The following is an 18,794-nucleotide window of genomic DNA, read 5'->3' as shown; positions in this document are numbered from 1 at the left end:
TCCGGGTACGAAAAAGCCCCTCCGAGTCCGGATCGCCGGTCCTCGGAGGGGCGTACGTCACAGCGTCACCGCGGATCAGTGCCCGCGGTACATCTCCGCCACCAGGAAGGCGAGGTCCAGCGACTGGCTGCGGTTGAGCCGCGGGTCGCAGGCCGTCTCGTAGCGCTGGTGCAGGTCGTCGACCAGCACCTCGTCGCCACCGCCGACGCACTCGGTCACGTCGTCACCGGTCAGCTCCACGTGGATGCCGCCCGGGTGGGTGCCCAGCGCGCGGTGCACCTCGAAGAAGCCCTTGACCTCGTCGAGCACGTCGTCGAAGCGGCGGGTCTTGTGGCCGGTCCCGGCCTCGAAGGTGTTGCCGTGCATCGGGTCGCAGATCCAGACCGGCTGCGCGCCCGAGGCGGTGACCTTCTCCACCAGGGTGGGCAGGTGGTCGCGGACCTTGCCCGCACCCATCCGGGTGATGAAGGTGAGCCGGCCGGGCTCGCGCTCCGGGTCGAGCCGCTCGATCAGGGTCAGCGCCTCGTCCACCGTGGTGGTGGGGCCGAGCTTGACGCCGATCGGGTTGCGGATCCGGGAGGCGAACTCGATGTGCGCCCCGTCCAGCTGGCGGGTGCGCTCGCCGATCCAGACCATGTGGCCCGAGACGTCGTACAGGTCACCGGTGCGCGAGTCCACCCGGGTCAGGGCGGTCTCGTAGTCGAGCACCAGCGCCTCGTGCGAGGAGAAGAACTCGACCGTCTTGAACTCCTCGGGAGCGACCCCGCACGCCTGCATGAAGCTCAGCGCGTTGTCGATCTCCTTGGCGAGGCGCTCGTAGCGCTGCCCGGCGGGCGAGTTGCGCACGAAGTCCTGGTTCCAGGCGTGCACCTGGCGCAGGTCGGCGTAACCACCGGTGGTGAAGGCGCGCACCAGGTTGAGCGTGGCGGCGGAGGCGTTGTACATCCGCTTCAGGCGCTCGGGGTCCGGGCGGCGGGACTCGGGGGTGAAGTCGAAGCCGTTCACCGAGTCGCCGCGGTAGACCGGCAGGGTGACGCCGTCGCGGGTCTCGGTCGGCTTGGAGCGCGGCTTGGAGTACTGCCCCGCGATCCGGCCGACCTTGACCACCGGCACGGAGGCGGCGTAGGTCAGCACCGCGGCCATCTGCAGCAGGGTCTTCAGCTTGTTGCGGATGTGCTCCGCCGACACGCCGTCGAAGGCCTCGGCGCAGTCGCCGCCCTGGAGCAGGAACGCCTCACCACGCGCGACGGCTCCCAGCCGGGCGCGCAGCTGGTCGCACTCGCCGGCGAAGACGAGCGGCGGATACGAGGCGAGGTCCGCAAGAGCGGTGCGCAGCGCCTCAGGGTCCGGCCATTCAGGCTGCTGCGCCGCGGGCAGGGACTGCCAGGAGTGGAGATTGTTCACGGTCACGCAGCCAGGCTACGGGGTGCCGCCCGCGAATTGTGACCATTGCCCGGTGGGTGAGACACCGGACGGACATTTCCGCGGTCGGGCGACCACGCCGCTCCCACCCACCGGACGATCCGTTACTGTCGCCCCCATGAACGCGCCGCACACCTTCTCCTGGTGGTGGACCATCCCCGAGGTGGCCCACTGATCGCGCGTCCCTGACGCCACGACGGCCGCCCCTCGGGGCGGCCGTCGGCGTTTCGAGACGCCCCCGGCCTCCCGGCACAGCGGACCGGTACCACCGACCCTGACCGCCTTCTCGGAAGGAAGCCGCACGTGACCAGTCCCACTTCCGACGCCCCCACCGCGGTGGCGATCGAGCAGCTGCTCGCCCGGCTCCGCGCGCCGGGTGCCCCCGCCTTCGCGCTGCTGCACCGGCGGGCGCCCCGGCTGGCCCCCGACACCGTCGAGATCCTGCTCGGCGAGGTCGGCCGGTACGACACCCTCGCCGACCTGCCGCTGCCCACCGGCGCGCCGGCCGGCGGCCTGCCCCGGCACGACCTGCTCGCGCTGGTGCCCTTCCGGCAGATCCGCGAGCGCGGCTTCGAGGCGCACGACGACGGCACCCCGCTGCAGGCGATCGCGGTGGCCGAGCAGTACGCGCTGCCGCTGCCCGAGCTGCTGGCCGCGCTGCCGCAGGAGCCGGTCACGCTGACCGGCGGCGGGTTCGACCTGGACGACGAGCGGTACGCCGGGATCGTCGAGCAGGTGATCCGCGAGGAGATCGGCAGCGGCGAGGGCGCCAACTTCGTCATCCGCCGCGACTTCCGGGCCACCCTGGAGGACTTCTCCGTCGACCTCGCGCTGAGCCTGTTCGGGCGCCTGCTGGACCAGGAGCGCGGCGCGTACTGGACCTTCCTGGTGCACACCGGCGACCGCGTGCTGGTCGGCGCCTCGCCCGAGGTGCACGTCCGCCAGAGCGGCGGGACGGTGGTGATGAACCCGATCTCCGGCACCTACCGCTATCCGGCCGGCGGCCCGACCCTCGACTCGCTGCTCACCTTCCTGCGCGACCCCAAGGAGCTCGAGGAGCTCACCATGGTGGTCGACGAGGAACTGAAGATGATGTGCACGGTCGGCGACCTGGGCGGCCAGGTGCTGGGACCGCGGCTCAAGGAGATGGCGCACCTGGCGCACACCGAGTACGAGCTGCGCGGGCGCACCTCGATGGACGTGCGCGAGGTCCTCAGGGAGACCATGTTCGCGGCCACCGTCACCGGCAGCCCGGTGGAGAACGCGACCCGGGTGATCCGCCGCTACGAGGGCAGCGGGCGCGGCTACTACGCGGGCGCGCTCGCCCTGATCGGCCGATCGGCCAGCGGCAGCCAGCAGTTGGACTCGCCGATCTGCATCCGCACCGCCGACATCGACCCCGCCACCGGGCAGCTGGTGGTCCGGGTCGGCGCCACCCTGGTGCGGCACTCCGACCCCGCCTCGGAGGTGGCCGAGACGCACGCCAAGGCGGCCGGCGTGCTGGCCGCGCTCGGCGCCCGCCCGGCGCCGGTGCGCCCGCACGGGCGCGGCGGCAGCCCGCGACTGGCCGACGACCACCGGGTGCAGGCCGCGCTGGACTCCCGCCGGGCCGACCTGGCGCCGTTCTGGCTGCGGCTGCAGCAGCAGGTCGCGGTCCGCGAGCCGCTGGAGACCCTGGTGGTCGACGGCGAGGACACCTTCACCGCGATGCTCGCCCACCTGCTGCGCTCGCTGGGCCACCAGGTCTCGGTGCTGCGCTACGACGTCCCCGGGCTGGGCGAGCGGGTGGCCGCGCACCGCGGCCCGCTGGTGCTGGGCCCCGGCCCGGGCGACCCGGCCGACCCGGCCGACCCGAAGATGGCCCTGCTGCGCCCGATCGTCGCCGGGGCGCTGGCCGCCACCCGCTCCGGGGAGCGCACCGCCCCGCTGCTGGCGGTCTGCCTGAGCCACCAGCTGCTCTGCGCCGAGCTGGGCCTGCCCCTGCAGCGCAAGGCGCAGGTCTACCAGGGCGCCCAGGAGAGCATCGACCTCTTCGGCACCGCGCAGACGGTCGGCTTCTACAACACCTTCACCGCCCGCTGCACCGAGCCCGACGCCACCCGGCTGGCCCTGGACGGCGTCGAGGTCGCCCGCGACCCGCTCACCGGCGACGTGCACGCCGTGCGCGGTCCCGGCTTCGCCGGCATCCAGTTCCACCCCGAGTCGGTGCTCAGCCGCGACGGCGTCGGCGTGGTCGCCGACCTGCTGCGCAGCGCGGTGCCGGCCACGCGCTGAACGGCCGGCGCCCGGCTACCGCCGGGTCACCGCGGGGACGCTCCCCCGAGGTGACCCGGCGCCGTGCCGCGGGCCACCGTTAATCCCGGCAACTCACGCTCCCCGGGGGCACAATGAGCCCCATGCGAATCGGAATCATCGGCACCGGAACCGTCGGACAGACGCTGGCCGGCAAGCTGCTCGCCCTGGGCCACGAGGTCATGCTCGGCTCCCGCAGCAGCGCCAACCCGGCGGTGCGGACCTGGGCCCAGGAGGCCGGACCGCTCGCCCACGGCGGCGACTTCGAGCAGGCCGCGGCCTTCGGCGAACTGATCGTCAACGCGACCTCGGGCACCGTCGCGCTGCTCGCGCTGGAGGCGGCGGGCGCGGCGTCGCTGGCGGGCAAGGTCCTGATCGACGTCTCGAACCCGTTGGTCTTCTCCCCCGACGGCCAGGTGAGCCTGGACCCGGTGAACACCGACAGCGTCGGCGAGCGGATCCAGCGCGCCTTCCCCGAGGCCCGGGTGGTCAAGACCCTCAACACGCTGGCCGCGCCCGTCATGGTCGACCCCACCCGGGTGCCGGGGCACCACCAGCTCTTCGTCGCGGGCGAGGACGCCGGCGCCAAGGCCGAGGTGGTCGCGCTGCTGGAGACGTTCGGCTGGCCGGCCGCCGACATCGTCGACCTCGGCGGCATCCAGGCGGCCCGCGGGATGGAGATGCTGATGCCGTTCTGGCTCAGCCTGATGCGGCACTACGGGCACACCGACTTCAACTACGGCATCCAGGGCGCCCGCTAGGGTCTGCCCCGGTCGAACGGGCCCTACCGGTCGTCCAGTCCGCGCTCGATGGCGTAGCGGACCAGCTCGACCCGGTTGTGCAGCTGGAGCTTGCCCAGGGTGTTCTGCACGTGGTTCTGCACGGTGCGGTGCGAGAGCACCAGGCGGTCGGCGATCTGACGGTACGACAGACCCTTGGCGACCATCCGCAGCACCTCGGTCTCGCGCGGGGTCAGCTGCGGCACGGCCGGCTGCCCCGCGCCCGACCCGGCCGGGGCCGCCGGCTCGCTCGCCAGCCGGCGGAACTCGCCGAGCACCAGGCCGGCCAGCCCCGGGGTGAAGACCGGGTCACCGGCCGCCGTGCGGCGCACCGCCGCCAGCAACTCCTCACGCCCCGCCGACTTCACCAGGTACCCGGTGGCGCCGGACTTGACCGCCTCCAGCACGTCGGCGTGCTCGCCGCTGGCGGAGAGCACCAGCACCCGCGTCCCCGGATCGTGCGCCACCACCTGGCGGCAGACCTCGACCCCGGGGAGCAACGGGAGGTTCAGGTCCAGCACGATCACCTGCGGCGCCGTCGCCCGGGCCCGGCGCACCGCCTGCTCGCCGTCGCCGGCGGTGGCCACCACCTCGAAGCCGGCGTCGGCCAGGTCCCGGGAGACCGCCTCGCGCCACATCGGGTGGTCGTCCACCACCATCACCCGCAGCGGCGTACCCGGCGCTCCTGCCTGCGTCACAACCCCTCCCGAGGCACTCGCATCTCGACCTCCACACCCTCGCCGGGCCTGGAGAAGACCTCCGCGCTGCCACCGAGGTCCCGCAGCCGGCCCTGGATCGACTGGGTCACCCCGAGCCGCCCCTCGCCACGGGCCTGCTCCAGCCGCCCGGCCGGGCAGCCCGGGCCGTCGTCGCGCACGCTGACCGTCACCGCCTGCGGCTCGTCCTCCAGCAGGATCCAGGCCCGGGCGGTGGGCCCGGCGTGCCGGCGGACGTTGTCCAGCGCCGCGCCCACCGCCGCCGCCAGCTCACCGGCGGTGGCCGCCGGCAGCTCGACCGGGGTGGCGGGCGCCGAGAGGGTGACCCGCTCGGCGGTGTGGCGGGCCAGCAGCGCGCGCAGGTCGACCCGTTCGGCCGCCGCGGCGCCGGGCGCGGCGTCCCGCTGCCGGGGCAGCGCCGCTCCCGGCACGCTGCCACCCGGCCCGGTCCACCCCGGCCCGGTCCAGCCCGCAGCCGTTCGACCCGCCCCGGGCCCGGCGGCCGGACCCGGGCCGGCGCCGGTCATCAGCGAGCGCAGCGCCCGCTCCTGCTCGCCGGCCAGCCGTCCCAGCGCCCCGAGCTCGCCGTCCAGCGGGCCCGCCTGGCGCTGCACCAGGGCGAGCACCTGGAGCACGCCGTCGTGGATGTCGCGCGAGAGCCGCTCGCGCTCGCGGGTGGCCGCCTCGACCTGCAGTGCCTGGGTCAGGGTGGCCTCGCTCGCCCGGGCCAGCTCGATCACGTAACCGATCGCGCAGCCGGTCACCATCAGCAGCACGATGTTGTGCACGCTGTCCACGGTGAACCCGCCGTGCCCGGCGATGTTCGCGGCCCCGATCACCAGCCCGCAGACCGCGGCCGGGCGCCAGCCGCCCTTGCCCGCGCAGCCCAGCACGCTGCCGGCCGCCCAGATGGTGGGCAGCGTGGCGGCGCCGTGGGCGATCCGCTCGGGCGTGTCGATCATCCCGCTCATCACCACGCCGGTGACCGACATCAGCAGGTCCACCGCCAGCACCGGCCAGGTGCAGCGGGCCGGCCCGCCGAAGGCGCGCAGCGTGGCCAGCGTCCAGACCACCAGCGCGCCCAGGTAGATCCAGCCCGACACCGGGTGGCGGAAGTGCTGGTAGGCCGCCGCGTAGCGGGCCAGCGCGTAGGCCAGCGCCAGCACCCGGAACCAGCTGATGGCCCGCCACAGCGGCAGCTCGACGGACATGCCGCCGGCGCCCACCGCGCCGTCCGGGCCGCTGCGCAGCACCGCCACCGTCGTCCCCCTCGACCGCCCTGCCCGGGTCGCCGTCCCCGCGCGGCGCCCGGCCCCCCGTGCGACCCCGTCAGGAGTCGCCCTGCTCCGACTTCTTCGGTGCGCCCGGCAGCTCGGAGGCGGCCTTCTCGTGGCCCAGCCGCTCCTTCTCGGCGGCCGCCTGCGCCGCCTCGGCCGCCTTCTCCTCGGCGTTCTTCGCCGCCTCGACCGCCTTCTCGGCCGCCTTCTCGGCGGCCTCCGCGGCCCGCTCGGCAGCCCGCTCGGCGCGCTGCTCGGCCCGCCGGTCGGCGTCGGCCCGCTTCTTGTCCTCGGCGATCTGCCGCTTGGCGGCGGTCGCGTAGACGTCCACGTACTCCTGGCCGGAGAGCCGCATGATCTCGTACATCACCTCGTCGGTGACCGAGCGCAGGATGAAGCGGTCGTTCTCCATGCCCTGGTAGCGGGAGAAGTCCAGCGGGCGGCCGATCCGGATGCCGGGGCGGATGCCGAAGTTGGGCACCACCTGGCCCGGCGGCTGCACCTTCTCGGTGTCGATCATCGCCACCGGGATCACCGGCACGCCGGTGGCCAGCGCCACCCGCGCCAGGCCCCCGACCTTGCCGCGGTAGAGCTTGCCGTCGGGCGAGCGGGTGCCCTCGGGGTAGACGCCGAACAGCTCGCCGCGGTCGATCACCGCCACCGCGCTGCGGATCGCCGCCTCACCGGCCCCGCGCACCCCGGAGCGGTCCACCGGGAGCTGGCCGACGCCCTTGAAGAAGGCGGCGGTCAGCCGGCCCTTGAGGCCGGGGGTGTTGAAGTACTCCGCCTTGGCGATGAACGTCACCCGACGCTTCATCAGGGCGGGCAGGAAGAACGAGTCCGAGAAGGAGAGGTGGTTGCTCGCGATGATCGCGGCGCCCTCGTCGGGGATGTTCTCCGCGCCCTCCATCCAGGGCCGGAAGAAGATCCGGAGCAGAGGGGCGACGATGATCTTCATCAGTCGGTAGAACAACCCGGACCTCCTGTATTGCAGACCGGTCGATCCTAATGCCCCGACGGCTCCCGCCGTGCACCAGAGGGGGTGTACGGGCCGCCGCGCCCGTGGGACGATGCGGCTCCCGACCGCGCACGCCCCCCTGAGGAGCCCAGCATGCCGCCGCTGCCCGGCGCCGAGCCGTACCGCCACCGCGGCGGGCCGGTCGCCGTCCTGCTCTGCCACGGATTCACCGGCTCCCCGCAGTCCCTGCGCCCGTGGGCCGAGTACCTGGCCGCGGCCGGCCTGACCGTCTCGCTGCCGCTGCTGCCCGGCCACGGGACGCGCTGGCAGGACCTCCAGGTGACCCGCTGGGAGGACTGGTACGCGGAGGTCTCGCGCGAGCTGCTGCGGCTGTCCGAGGAGTGCGAGCAGGTCTTCGTCTTCGGCCTGTCGATGGGTGGGGGCCTCGCGCTGCGGCTGGCCGCCGAGCACGGCGACCTGGTGGCCGGCGTGGTCGTGGTGAACCCCTCGGTGCGCTCCGACCATCCCGCCACCGCCCTGCTGCCGGTGCTGCGCCACGTGGTGCCGAGCCTGCCCGGGATCGTCGACGACATCGCGCTGCCGGGCGCCACCGAGCTGGGCTACGCCCGGATGCCCGGCCACGCGCTCTGGTCACTGAGCCGGCTGTGGCGCGAGGTGCAGCGCGCCCTGCCGCGGGTCGCCCAGCCGGTGCTGCTGCTGCGCAGCCCGCAGGACCACGTGGTCTCGCCGGCGAACTCCGCCCTGGTGCTCTCCCGGATATCCTCGGTCGATGTGACGGAGCGGCTGTGCGAGCGCAGTTACCACGTGGCGACGCTCGACCACGACGCCGAACTGATCTTCGAGGAATCCCTCGGGTTCGTCCGGCGGTTGTCTGCGGTAGCGAAGGCCGCAGACCATCAGGGCTGAGGGCCAACAGGACTGAAGGGCCGGCAGTGCAGGAGCACGAGAACGACACCGCGGGCGACGACGAGGACCGCCGCACGCCCACCGAGCAGCCCCCGGCCCCCGCGCCCGGCAGCCAGGCCGAGCACGACGCGATCTTCGCGGAGCTGGTCGCCCAGTTCGACGATCCGGTCGACCTGACCAAGCCGAACTGGCCGGAGATCGAGAACCTGCGGGCCAGGAACGACCTGGCCGGCTTCTCCCCGCAGCCGCGCCCGCGCCCGGCCGCCCCCTCCCCCGCCGGCTCGACGCCGGAGGGATCCACCGTCCCCGCCGGCCCGCGCGACTGGGAGGGCGCCGAGGACCCGGACGAGGGCCACTACGTCCCGCCGGAGCCGCCCCCGCTGCCGGTGGGCGACACCACCGCCAAGTTCGCCTGGATCGCGGCCCTGGGCGGCCCGGCCCTGCTGCTCTTCGACGCCCTGGTCTGGCGCGAGGTGGCCGGCTGGCCGGCCTGGGTGGGCATGACCGCCTTCCTCGGCGGCTTCACCACCCTGATCGTCCGCATGAAGGACCGCGACCCCGACGAGCCCCACGACCCCCACGGCGGCGCGGTCGTCTGACGGCCGCCCCGCGCGCGGCGCGCCCCGGGACCGGCCGGTTCCGGGGCGGCGGCTCAGGCGGCCGGCACGCGGAGCACGGCGAGGACCGGGAGGTGGTCGGCGGCCGCCAGCAGGTCGGCGCGGGGCAGTGGGGGGATGCCGCAGGCCAGCACGGCGACCCCGGGTGAGGCGAAGACCGCGTCCAGCCGCTGGATCGGGTTGCCCGGGCGCGCGATGTAGTCGGCCCCCCAGCGCGCGAGGGCGTAGCCGTCCTGGTAGCGCTCGGCGAGCCAGCGCCACCCGGGCGCCTGGGGCTCCTCGTTGAAGTCGCCGGCGATCACCGAGTGGGCCCGGCCGACCGCCTGCCCCGGCAGCAGTTGGAACTGCTCGAAGCGCTCGGCGGCCTCGGTGCTCAGGTGGCAGCTGGTCAGGGCGAACGGCGCGCTCCGGCCGATCCGCACCACCGCGGTGGCGAAGCCCCGGGCGTACAGTCCGCGACGCTTGCGCAGCAACACGTCGTGCCGGCTGAGCACCTGCACCCGCGGGCGCCCGAGCAGCAGCGGCCCGGCGGTGGCCCGCCCGCCCCCGGAGAGGATCACGGTGCCGGTCCGCCGGGCCAGCCAGGCCGCCTGTCCCTCGGGACGCCAGTAGCGCGGGGACTCCTGCACGCAGATCAGGTCCGGCTCGCAGGCCCGGATGACCCGCACCAGGGCGGCCCGGTCGTCGCGCTGCGAGCGGATGTTGTAGGTCAGCACCCGCACCCGCTCGGCGCCGTCGGGCTCGGGACCGGAGGTCGGCAGGTCGAGGCTCACCCCGACAGCCTACCCGCCGCACCGGCGCGCGGCCGGTGCCCGCGGCCGCGGACGGGCACCCACCGGCCGCGCGCCGCAGAGGACATGACGTGGTGTCAGAGCGTGCGGGCCAGGTCGCCGGCGCCCACGATGCCCGCCGCCGAGCCCATCGAGGCCAGCACCACCTCGGCGCGCGGGCGGTGCACCCCGCCGGTCAGGTACCGGTCGAAGGCCTTGGCCACCGGGTCGAGCAGCAGCCGGCCGGAGTCGGAGACCCCGCCGCCGAGCACGAAGACGCCCGGGTCGAAGAGCGCCGCCAGGTCGGCCATGCCGCGGCCGAGCCAGTCGGCCACCTCGTCGTAGCACTCCAGGGCCAGCGGGTCGCCGTCCTCGGCCGCCTCGGTGATGTGGATGCCGCGGATGGTCTCGGCCACGCCGTCGTTGAGCTCCAGCATCCGCTTGCCCGCCACCGGGTCCGCGGCCGCGCCCTCGCGTCCGTAGCGGCGCAGCGCGCGGCCCGAGGCGTACTGCTCCCAGCAGCCCCGGCCGCCGCAGCCGCAGAGCAGGCCGTCGGGGACCATGTTGAGGTGGCCGATCTCGCCGGCCACGCCGAACCGGCCGCGCTGCAGCCGCCCGTCCAGCACGATGCCGCCGCCGATCCCGGTGCCCACGGTGATCAGCACCATGTCGGTGTGCTCGGCCGCGGCACCGAAGCGGAACTCGGCCCAGGCCGCGCAGTTGGCGTCGTTCTCCACCACGGTGCCCAGGCCCGTGAGCTCCTCGATCCGGGTGCGCAGCGGCTCGTTCTCCCAGTCGATGTTGGGCGCGAAGATCACCGTGGAGCGGTCCCGGTCGACGAAGCCCGGGGCGCCCACGCCCACCGCGGCGACGTCGCCGTACTGCTCCTTGAGCTCGCGCACGGCCTGGGCGATGGCGTCGACCGCCCACTGCGGGTCGGCCGGCGTGGGCACCCTGGTCCGGGCCAGGATCGCGCCGGTCTCGTCGACCACCCCGGCCGCGATCTTGGTGCCGCCGACATCGACGCCGATGGTCAGAGCCATGTGGTCCTCAGTCATTCGCTCGTGCCCGATGAGCGGAAGGAATCCGCCCGGCCGTGCTCCCGTCACACATCTGGCCATACATTATCCGAAGACAAGGCGCAGTGAACCCCGCCAGAAGGCTTCAAAAGTCGTACGATTCGATCCCGTCGGTAGCAGCCGGACCCCGCTGGGTAGCGGACGGACGGCGGCCTCAGCCGTCCAGGTCGATGCGTTCGGAGGCCGCGCTCTCGGGGGCCGACCAGCGCCGCTCGTGGCCGGCCACCGCGGCCCGGTAGGCGGCGAGCAGCTCGCTCCCGGCCGCGGCCAGGTGCTGGAAGACCTCGGGGTGGTCGGCCCGCAGGCGGCCGACGGCCTGCTCGGCCTGCGCGCCCACCGCGGAGGCCAGTTTGCGCACCTCGTCGACCAGTGGGTTGTCGACAGGATCTGAACTGTTCATGACGCACGCCTCCCTCAGCCGCAGGCGCGTTCTACGCCCCGGCTTGTCGGCCTACGACGCTACCGGGTGCCGGGGCCGCTCCGACCGGCCCTACCGCCCCCGCGGCCAGAGGTCGGGGTCCGGGGCGAAGCGCAACGTCAGCTCCCCGTCCCGCAGGGCCGCACCGGCCACCGTGCAACGACGCAGCGCGGCCGGCAGCGGCAGGATCCGACGGTACGGGCCGAGGCCGACCACCAGCTCGTCGCCGCGCCGCACCAGCTCCAGATCGGCCCGTTCGGCGCCGGGGGCGGCCAGCCGCCAGATCAGCACACCGTCCTCGGCCAGCCGGTCCTCGGCACTCCACGGCCAGGCCTGGGTGGCCGCGGGTCCCGCGGTGTCGCCGTACAGCTGGGCGGCCAGCGCCGGCAGGTCCTCGGCCGACTGGTCGGCCCTCAGCAGCGGCACGCCCAGCGCGATCCGCTCCAGCCGCTCCTGCTCGCGCTTGGCCTGCCCGGCCAGCCAGGGGTCGGCGGAGTCGAGCGCGGCCGCCGGCAGCGCCCGGTGCACGGCCACCGCGTCCAGCCGGTGCCCGAACAGGGCCAGACCCGCGGCCGCCCGGCGCAGCGCGTTCGGCGCGCAGGACCCCGCCTCCACGGCGAGGCGCACCGAGGTCCCCGGCGACTCGACCACCCGGCGGGCGGCGGCCAGTTCGCCCGCCGCCCAGGCGCGGGCGCCGTACATCCAGTCGGCGGGCATCGGCACCCCGGCGAACGCCGCCAGCAGCGGGCGCAGCGCCCGGGCGGCCTGCCGCTGCTCGGGCAGCAAGCGGGACAGGTAGCGGTCCAGCTGCTCGGGCAGCGCGAGCGCCGCGGTCAGCTCGGCGGGCGGCGGGGCGGCGGCCACCACCAGGTCCCAGGCGCTCGCCGCGCCGCCGCTCAGCGGGAGGGCGCCGCGCAGCGCGGTCAGCTCGTCGGGCTCCAGCGGGTCCACGCCCAGCAGGTCGAAGCCGGTGCGCAGGCGGCCCTCCAGGGCGACGGCGGCCTGCCGGAAGGCGGCCTGCTCGTCGATCCGGGTGGCCCACAGGCCGTCCTCCACCGGCGCGGGGCCCTCGCCGAGCCGGGTGCCGAGCAGGTCGTCCACCTGCCGGTGCGGGTCGTCGGCAGCCAGCAGCAGCGTGCGCAGGCCGCGCCGGGCGGCGTGCAGCGCGGTCGCGGCGGCCACCGCCGGGACGGCCGCGGCGTCGCCGGTCACCAGTACCGTGCGCGTGGGCGTCCCCGCCTCGGCCCCCATCGCGGCGATCAGCCCTCGACGCGCTTCTTCAGACCGGCCAGCGCGCGGTCGATGATGACCTTCTCGGCCTTGCGCTTGATCATGCCGAGCATCGGGATCTTGACGTCCACGGCCAGCTGGTACGTCACCTCGGTGCCGCCGGCGGCCGGCGCGAGCGCGTACGAGCCGTCCAGCGAGCGCAGCATCTGGCTCTTGACCAGGGTCCAGGAGACCAGCCGGTCGTCGTCCCAGGTGTAGGCGAGCACGTGCTCGTCGCGGATCGCCCCGGCGTCCAGCAGCAGCCGCACCTCGGTGGCCCGGCCCTGCTCGGTGCGGCCCAGCACCTCGATCTCCTTGACCTCACCGGTCCACTGCGGGTAGGCCTCGAAGTCGGCGATCACCGTCATCACCTCGGCCGCCGTCGCCTCGATGACGATGCTCGACCTGGTGTGTTCCGCCATGGGTGGGCCTCCGCGTTGTCCCGTGCCACTCGTCAGGTGCCCTGCGATCGTCAGGTGCCCTGGAAGGCTATCGCGGCCCGGTGGGCCGCAGGGTCCACGGGTGGTGACCGCCCTACCGGCGGGTCACCCACGCGCTGACGTAGGGTGCGGATCGAAACGATCAGCGGCGCGCTCCGGATGTGACACTTCAGACATCGCGCCCGATTCCTCTACCCGAATCCCCCTACCGGACAGTAACGTCCTGCCGTCCCGCAGCGTCGCAGACGAGGAGCAGCAGTGCTCGAGTTCAGCCTTCCGGCCCGCTACCAGGTACCGAGCGGTGGCAACCTCTCCGACCTGGTCCACCAGAACGCCGCCGACCACCCCGGTGTCGCGGTGCTCAGCCGGAAGCTGAACGGCACCTGGCAGGACGTCACCGCCGCCGCGTTCCTCGCCGAGGTGCACCGCGTCGCCAAGGGCCTGATCGCCTCCGGCGTCACGCCCGGTGACCGGGTCGGCGTGATGTCGCGCACCCGCTACGAGTGGACCCTGCTCGACTTCGCGATCTGGTCCGCCGGCGCGATCACCGTGCCGGTCTACGAGACCTCCTCGGCCGAGCAGGTGCAGTGGATCCTCGGCGACTCGGGCGCGGTCGCGGTGGTCACCGAGACCGACTCGCACGCGGCCGTCGTCGAGTCGGTGCGCGAGCGGCTGCCGGAGCTCGAGCACACCTGGCAGATCGAGCGGGGCGCGATCACCGCACTCGCCGAGGCCGGCGCGGCGGTCACCGACGCGACCGTCACCGAGCGGCGCTCGGTGCCCACCGAGGACTCGATCGCCACCATCGTCTACACCTCGGGCACCACCGGCCGTCCCAAGGGCTGTCAGCTCACCCACGGCAACTTCCTGGCCGAGCTGGGCAACGTGACCGCCCGGATGCCGGACCTGTTCCGCACCGGCGAGAGCTCGGTGCTGCTCTTCCTGCCGCAGGCCCACGTGCTGGGCCGGATCGCCGAGATCGCCGCGGCGATCGCCCCGATCAAGCTCGGCCACGTCGCCGACATCAAGGACGTCACCGCCGAGCTCGCCTCGTTCCGCCCGACCCTGATCCTCGGCGTGCCGCGGGTCTTCGAGAAGGTCTACAACACCGCGCGGGCCAAGGCCCAGGCGGCCGGCAAGGTCATGATCTTCGACCGGGCGGCGGACACCGCGATCGCCTACAGCCGCGCGCTGGACCAGGGTGGCGCCGGGCTCGGCCTCAAGCTGCGGCACAGGGTCTTCGACAGACTCGTCTACAGCAAGCTGCGGGCGGCGCTCGGCGGCCGGGCCACCCACGCGATCTCCGGCGGCGCTCCGCTGGGCGAGCGCCTGGGCCACTTCTACCGGGGCATCGGCTTCACCGTCCTGGAGGGCTACGGCCTGACCGAGACCTGCGCGGCCACCGCCTTCAACCCGGACGACCGGCCGAAGATCGGCACCGTCGGCCAGCCGCTGCCCGGCTCCTCGGTCCGGATCGCCGAGGACGGCGAGGTGCTGCTGAAGGGCCCGCAGGTCTTCACCGGCTACTGGAACAACCCGACCGCCACCGCCGAGGCGCTGCGCGAGGGCTGGTTCGCCACCGGCGACCTCGGCTCGCTGGATGAGGACGGCTACCTGACCATCACCGGCCGCAAGAAGGAGATCATCGTCACGGCCGGCGGCAAGAACGTCGCCCCCGCGGTGATCGAGGACCGGATCCGGGCGCACCCGCTGATCGGCGAGGTGATGGTGGTGGGCGACCGCAGGCCGTTCATCGCCTGCCTGGTCACCATCGACGAGGAGTTCCTGCCCAGGTGGCTGGAGCTGAGCGGCCGCGAGCCGGCCGACCTGGCCGCGCTGCGCGAGGACCCGGCGCTGCTGGCCGCCGTGCAGGAGGCGGTGGACGAGGGGAACAAGGCCGTCTCGCACGCCGAGGCGGTCAAGAAGTTCCGGATCCTGGACACCGTCTTCTCCGAGGCCAACGGCTACCTGACGCCCTCGCTCAAGCTCAAGCGCAACGTGGTGCTGAAGGACTACGCGGCCGAGGTCGAGGCGCTCTACCAGCGGTAGCGCGACGCGGGCCGCACGCCCGCCGCACGCCCGCCGAACGGCTGACGGCGCGCTCACGGGTCAACCGGCGAGCAGCGCCGTCAGCCCCGCGTCGCCGAGCAGGGCCACGATCCGCTCGGCCACCGCGGCCGCGGAGCCGCCGGGCACCACGTACCCGGTCTCGTCCTCCAGGACGGCGTCCGGCGCCCCACCGGAGTCCCCGGCCACCACCGGCAGCCCGGTGGCCGAGGCCTCCAGGTAGACGATGCCCAGCCCCTCCACGTCCAGCCCGCCGCGCCGGGTCCGGCACGGCATCGCGAACACGTCGCCGGCCCCGTAGTGCGCCGGCAGCTCCGACCACGGCACCGCGCCGGTGAAGCGCACCGCCGCGGACACCCCGCGGGCCTGCGCCAGGCGGCGCAACGCGGGCAGGTAGGGACCACCGCCCACCAGCAGCAGCACGGCGTCGGGCTGGGCCGCCAGGATCCGCGGCATGGCGGCGATCAGGGTGTCCTGCCCCTTGCGCGGCACCAGGCGCGAGACGCAGACCACCACCGGGCGGCCGGCCAGCCCCAGCCGCTCGCGCAGCTCGCGGCCGCCCGAGTCGGGGTGGAAGACCTTCTCGTCCACCCCCGGCGGCAGTTGGACCATCCGCGCGGCGGGTCCCGGACCCACCGCGCGGGCGATCCGCGAGCGGGTGTACTCCCCCAGGTAGGTCAGGACGTCGGTGCCCTCGCCGACCCGGCGCAGCATCTGCCGCGAGAGCGGCAGCTGGGCCCAGGCGGCCTCGTGACCGTGGGTCATCCCCAGCAGGCGCCGCGCGCCCGCCCGGCGCAGCGCGGGCGCCAGCAGGCCCAGCGGGGCCGCGGCGCCGAACCAGACGCCCTCGCAGCCCTCGGAGCGCAGGATCTCGGCAGCCCGCCTGCTCACCCTCGGAGTGGGAAGCAGTATGGTCGTACGATCGCGGATCACCGCGAAGGGCTGCGCCGCGTCGAAGCGGGCCGTCTCGTCACCGTCCCGCCAGGATGAGGCATACACCACAATGTCGTCGCCCGGCTGGCGGACCGCCATGTTGTGGACGAACTGCTGGATTCCGCCTGGGCGCGGGGGAAAGTCGTTGGTGACGACGAGGGTTTTCGGCATACTGACCATGGCTCGCTCGGTCGGGGGTGCGCGGTTCACCACGCGCTGATCCGTACCATAGGTCACCATGCCGACCCACCGGGAACGGCACGAGCGGCCGGAACCGTTTGCTCTCTGAGTCTGTCCTAGCCGACGGGGGTTCAGGTCGGTCAGGTTCCGGTCGGTGGCGAGACAACGAGGGAGCTCAGTGGTGTTGGCGCAGGACGGCGCGGCCGGTCAGGACGGCAGTGGCGGCAGTGGCGGCATCGCCCTGGCCGAACCCCCCGAACCGGGAGCCACGGCGATCACGCCCCCCGCGCCCGGCAGGGGCGCGCTGTGGGGCATCAGCGCCACCTGGCTCGGCACCCGCACACTGCTGGTGCTGCTGGTGACGGGCATCCTCAAGATCAGCAACCTCGACGTGACCACCGACGTCTCGGTGATCTACCACGGCTGGTACGAGGTCCTGCAGACCGGCACCTTCCCGATGGACGACGTGACCTGGCAGTACCCGCCGGGCGCCGCCCTGGTGATGCTGCTGCCGGGCCTGCTGCCGTGGTCGTACCTGATCTCCTTCTTCGTGCTCTGCGTCGTCTTCGACACGCTGGCCATCGGCATGCTGGTGCGCAGCGGGCTGCGCAAGGGCCGCAGCTTCGCGGGCGCCTGGGTCTGGGTGATCGGCGTGCCGCTGCTGGGCCCCACCGTCTACTGCCGCTACGACATCCTGGTGACCGCGGTGGCGGTGGCCGGCCTGCTCATCGTGCTGCGCCGCCCGGTGCTCGGCGGCATGCTGCTGGGGCTGGGCGGGCTGGTCAAGCTCTGGCCGCTGCTGGCCCTGGCCGGCACCCCGCGCGGCCGGCGCACCCGGCTCTCCTGGACGGCCGCGGCCGCCATGCTCAGCGCGCTGGCCTTCCTGCTGGCGGCCGGGATGAACGGCGCCTTCGAGTTCCTCACCTTCCAGGCCAACCGCGGCATCGAGGTGGAGTCGCTGGGCGCGCTGCCGCTGCACTTCGCCCGGCTGTTCGGCGACTGGCACGGCCTGGTGTCGATGAACTACGGCTCGGTCGAGCTGCTGGGCCCCTGGGTCCCGGTGATCTCCAAGGTCTCCATCGGCGCCACCCTGGTCGGCTTCGGCTGGCTGCTCTACTGGCGGCTGCGGGCCCGACGCTGGCAGCCCTCCACCACCTACGACGCGGCGCTCGCGGCGCTGCTGATCTTCACCGTGACCAGCCGGGTGATCAGCCCGCAGTACATGGTCTGGCTGGTCGGCATCGCGGCGGTCTGCCTGACGGTGCGCGGCAGCAGCCAGCGCCCGGTGGCCGTGATGGTCCTGGTGGCCACCGTGCTGACCACGATCGAGTTCCCGATGATCTTCGGCCAGATCGTCAGCAGCCAGCCCTGGGGCGTGGTGGTGCTCGCCGCGCGCAACCTGCTGCTGCTCGCCGCCACCATCGTCTCCTGCCGCCGGCTCTGGCTCTCCACCCGCGGCGCGGCCCCGCAGCCGGCCACCGAGGTGCTGCCCACCGAGCCGGAGAGCGCCTACCCGGTGCGCCCGGGGATCGCCTACGAGCAGAGCCTGCTGGACTGAGCCCCCGTGCCCGGCCCCGGCCGGCGCGAACCCCGACCGGTACGAACCCCGGCCCGCGCGGACCCCGACCGGCGCGGACCCCGCTCAGCGCAGCTGCCGGACCGTCTCGCTCACCCAGCCCCGGGTGAAGGCCGCCAGCCCGTAGCCGAACTGGGCCCGCAGGACGGCGTCCAGCTGCTGCTCGCGCCCCTCCCCCGGACCGGCCGCACCGACCGCGCGGTAGAAGGCGACCAGCTTCGGCCTCCCGTGACGGCGGGCGATCAGGTCGCAGGCCAGCCAGGACAGCTCGTACGCCTGGGCGATGCCCGGCGAGCCGGCCGCGAAGTCGCCGTCCACCGGCAGGGCCTGCGGGGTCCGGCCGGCCGCCACGTCCTTGGCCAGCTCCGGGGCGATCTGCTTGGCGGTGCGCCCGGTGCCCAGGTACCCGGTGTAGTCGGCGACGCCCTCGGAGAGCCAGAGCGGGGTCCACGGGTGGGTGTCGGCCCGGGTGGCGACGTGGGTCGTCTCGTGGGTGCTGACCACCCGCCGGCCCAGCGCGCTGAGCTGGCGGTACGCCTCCGGGTTGACCGATATCCGGTCCGCGGGCGTCTGCACCGGCGCTCCGGCCGCGGCCGTGGTGACGGCGGCGATGCCCTGGTAGGCGTCCGGCGCCACCCCGAGCAGGGCCGCGAACTGCGCTTCGGTAGCGGGCAGTTGGACCACCACCCGGCCCGCCCAGTCAGTGCCCCACAGCGCGTTGACCGCCGGCACCGCCTGGTCCGCCACCGAGGCCAGCGCGCTCAGGTCGACCGGGTCGGCCGAGCCGAGCACCAGGCAGTGCGTACCGCGCGCCAGCTGGGCCGTGCCCTCGTCCCAGGGCGCGGCCACGGTGCCCGCCACCGCCGCCTCGGCCCCGAGCGAGCCGTCGGCGCCCACCGCGAAGCGCCGCTGGAAGACCACCGGGTACGTGTCGTAGTCCTGCAGCCGGTAGGAGAGCTCGGCGAGCAGGCCGCCGTCGTCGCGGCCGGTGGCCCGGTAGGAGAGCTGGGCCAGCGGCGAGCCGGCCAGCCGGCCCGAGCGCAGCTGCTGGGCGGGCGCGGCCAGCAGCCGCTC

Annotated in this window: 16 protein-coding genes and 1 pseudogene; 6 read left to right on the top strand and 11 right to left on the bottom strand. The window is 74.2% G+C overall.

The genetic code is table 11. The features are described 5' to 3' along the window. Positions 1 to 75 precede the first annotated feature (75 nt). Positions 76 to 1,410 (bottom strand): class II 3-deoxy-7-phosphoheptulonate synthase, encoded by a 1,335-nt coding sequence (locus ABD323_RS24090; protein ID WP_344444001.1) that lies wholly within the window; start codon positions 1,408 to 1,410, stop codon positions 76 to 78. Positions 1,411 to 1,725: 315 nt separating this feature from the next. Here ABD323_RS24090 and ABD323_RS24085 point away from each other — a divergent pair, with 315 nt between their 5' ends. Beyond that, positions 1,726 to 3,696: an anthranilate synthase family protein gene (locus tag ABD323_RS24085; protein WP_344444000.1), complete on the top strand. Its 1,971-nt coding sequence runs from the start codon at positions 1,726 to 1,728 to the stop codon at positions 3,694 to 3,696. 122 nt (positions 3,697 to 3,818) lie between these two features. Then, complete coding sequence (locus tag ABD323_RS24080; RefSeq protein WP_344443999.1) at positions 3,819 to 4,475, top strand: NADPH-dependent F420 reductase; 657 nt, start codon at positions 3,819 to 3,821, stop codon at positions 4,473 to 4,475. Between the two features lie 23 nt (positions 4,476 to 4,498). Here the strand turns inward: ABD323_RS24080 and ABD323_RS24075 are convergent, their stop codons facing one another. From ABD323_RS24075 to ABD323_RS24065, 3 genes are all read right to left on the bottom strand, one after another. Next, on the bottom strand, positions 4,499 to 5,152 hold the full coding sequence (locus ABD323_RS24075; protein WP_344444019.1) for a response regulator: 654 nt from the start codon (positions 5,150 to 5,152) through the stop codon (positions 4,499 to 4,501). A 35-nt stretch (positions 5,153 to 5,187) separates the two neighbouring features. Next, a complete protein-coding gene (macS, locus tag ABD323_RS24070) occupies positions 5,188 to 6,420 on the bottom strand; it encodes a MacS family sensor histidine kinase (protein WP_344444018.1) in 1,233 nt (410 codons plus the stop codon). 118 nt (positions 6,421 to 6,538) lie between these two features. Beyond that, the gene (locus ABD323_RS24065) at positions 6,539 to 7,444 is read right to left on the bottom strand and encodes a lysophospholipid acyltransferase family protein (protein WP_344444017.1); all 906 of its coding nucleotides are present in this window, start codon (positions 7,442 to 7,444) and stop codon (positions 6,539 to 6,541) included. Positions 7,445 to 7,597: 153 nt separating this feature from the next. Here ABD323_RS24065 and ABD323_RS24060 point away from each other — a divergent pair, with 153 nt between their 5' ends. Together ABD323_RS24060 and ABD323_RS24055 are read left to right on the top strand one after the other, a co-directional pair. Further along, complete coding sequence (locus tag ABD323_RS24060) at positions 7,598 to 8,371, top strand: alpha/beta hydrolase (protein WP_344443998.1); 774 nt, start codon at positions 7,598 to 7,600, stop codon at positions 8,369 to 8,371. A gap of 26 nt (positions 8,372 to 8,397) precedes the next feature. Continuing rightward, positions 8,398 to 8,970 carry a hypothetical protein gene (locus ABD323_RS24055; RefSeq protein ID WP_344443997.1) on the top strand — a complete coding sequence of 191 codons (573 nt, stop codon included), beginning with the start codon at positions 8,398 to 8,400 and terminating at the stop codon, positions 8,968 to 8,970. A 53-nt stretch (positions 8,971 to 9,023) separates the two neighbouring features. On the opposite strand, the gene ABD323_RS24050 is transcribed toward ABD323_RS24055, so the two are convergent. From ABD323_RS24050 to ABD323_RS24030, 5 genes are all read right to left on the bottom strand, one after another. Beyond that, positions 9,024 to 9,761, bottom strand: coding sequence for an endonuclease/exonuclease/phosphatase family protein (locus ABD323_RS24050; protein WP_344443996.1), 738 nt, complete (start codon positions 9,759 to 9,761; stop codon positions 9,024 to 9,026). 95 nt (positions 9,762 to 9,856) lie between these two features. Next, positions 9,857 to 10,801, bottom strand: coding sequence for an ROK family glucokinase (locus ABD323_RS24045; protein ID WP_344443995.1), 945 nt, complete (start codon positions 10,799 to 10,801; stop codon positions 9,857 to 9,859). Between the two features lie 190 nt (positions 10,802 to 10,991). Next, positions 10,992 to 11,237 carry a DUF5304 family protein gene (locus tag ABD323_RS24040; RefSeq protein WP_344443994.1) on the bottom strand — a complete coding sequence of 82 codons (246 nt, stop codon included), beginning with the start codon at positions 11,235 to 11,237 and terminating at the stop codon, positions 10,992 to 10,994. A 90-nt stretch (positions 11,238 to 11,327) separates the two neighbouring features. Next, positions 11,328 to 12,506, bottom strand: coding sequence for an ArsA family ATPase (locus ABD323_RS24035; RefSeq protein WP_344443993.1), 1,179 nt, complete (start codon positions 12,504 to 12,506; stop codon positions 11,328 to 11,330). Between the two features lie 8 nt (positions 12,507 to 12,514). Then, positions 12,515 to 12,946, bottom strand: coding sequence for an SRPBCC family protein (locus ABD323_RS24030; RefSeq protein WP_344443992.1), 432 nt, complete (start codon positions 12,944 to 12,946; stop codon positions 12,515 to 12,517). A 276-nt stretch (positions 12,947 to 13,222) separates the two neighbouring features. Here ABD323_RS24030 and ABD323_RS24025 point away from each other — a divergent pair, with 276 nt between their 5' ends. Beyond that, positions 13,223 to 15,013: an AMP-dependent synthetase/ligase gene (locus ABD323_RS24025; protein ID WP_344443991.1), complete on the top strand. Its 1,791-nt coding sequence runs from the start codon at positions 13,223 to 13,225 to the stop codon at positions 15,011 to 15,013. A gap of 81 nt (positions 15,014 to 15,094) precedes the next feature. Here ABD323_RS24025 and ABD323_RS24020 read toward each other — a convergent pair. Then, positions 15,095 to 16,135: pseudogene (locus ABD323_RS24020) on the bottom strand (glycosyltransferase family 4 protein); the annotation flags it as partial. Between the two features lie 190 nt (positions 16,136 to 16,325). Here ABD323_RS24020 and ABD323_RS24015 point away from each other — a divergent pair. Continuing rightward, positions 16,326 to 17,702, top strand: coding sequence for a glycosyltransferase 87 family protein (locus tag ABD323_RS24015; protein ID WP_344443990.1), 1,377 nt, complete (start codon positions 16,326 to 16,328; stop codon positions 17,700 to 17,702). Between the two features lie 84 nt (positions 17,703 to 17,786). On the opposite strand, the gene ABD323_RS24010 is transcribed toward ABD323_RS24015, so the two are convergent. After that, positions 17,787 to 18,794: hypothetical protein (locus ABD323_RS24010; protein ID WP_344443989.1), on the bottom strand; the 1,008-nt coding region annotated here is incomplete at its 5' end.

The organism is Kitasatospora nipponensis, from assembly GCF_039528135.1.
In the GTDB taxonomy this organism is placed as follows: domain Bacteria; phylum Actinomycetota; class Actinomycetes; order Streptomycetales; family Streptomycetaceae; genus Kitasatospora; species Kitasatospora nipponensis.
This window is presented reverse-complemented; position numbering and strand designations above follow the sequence as displayed.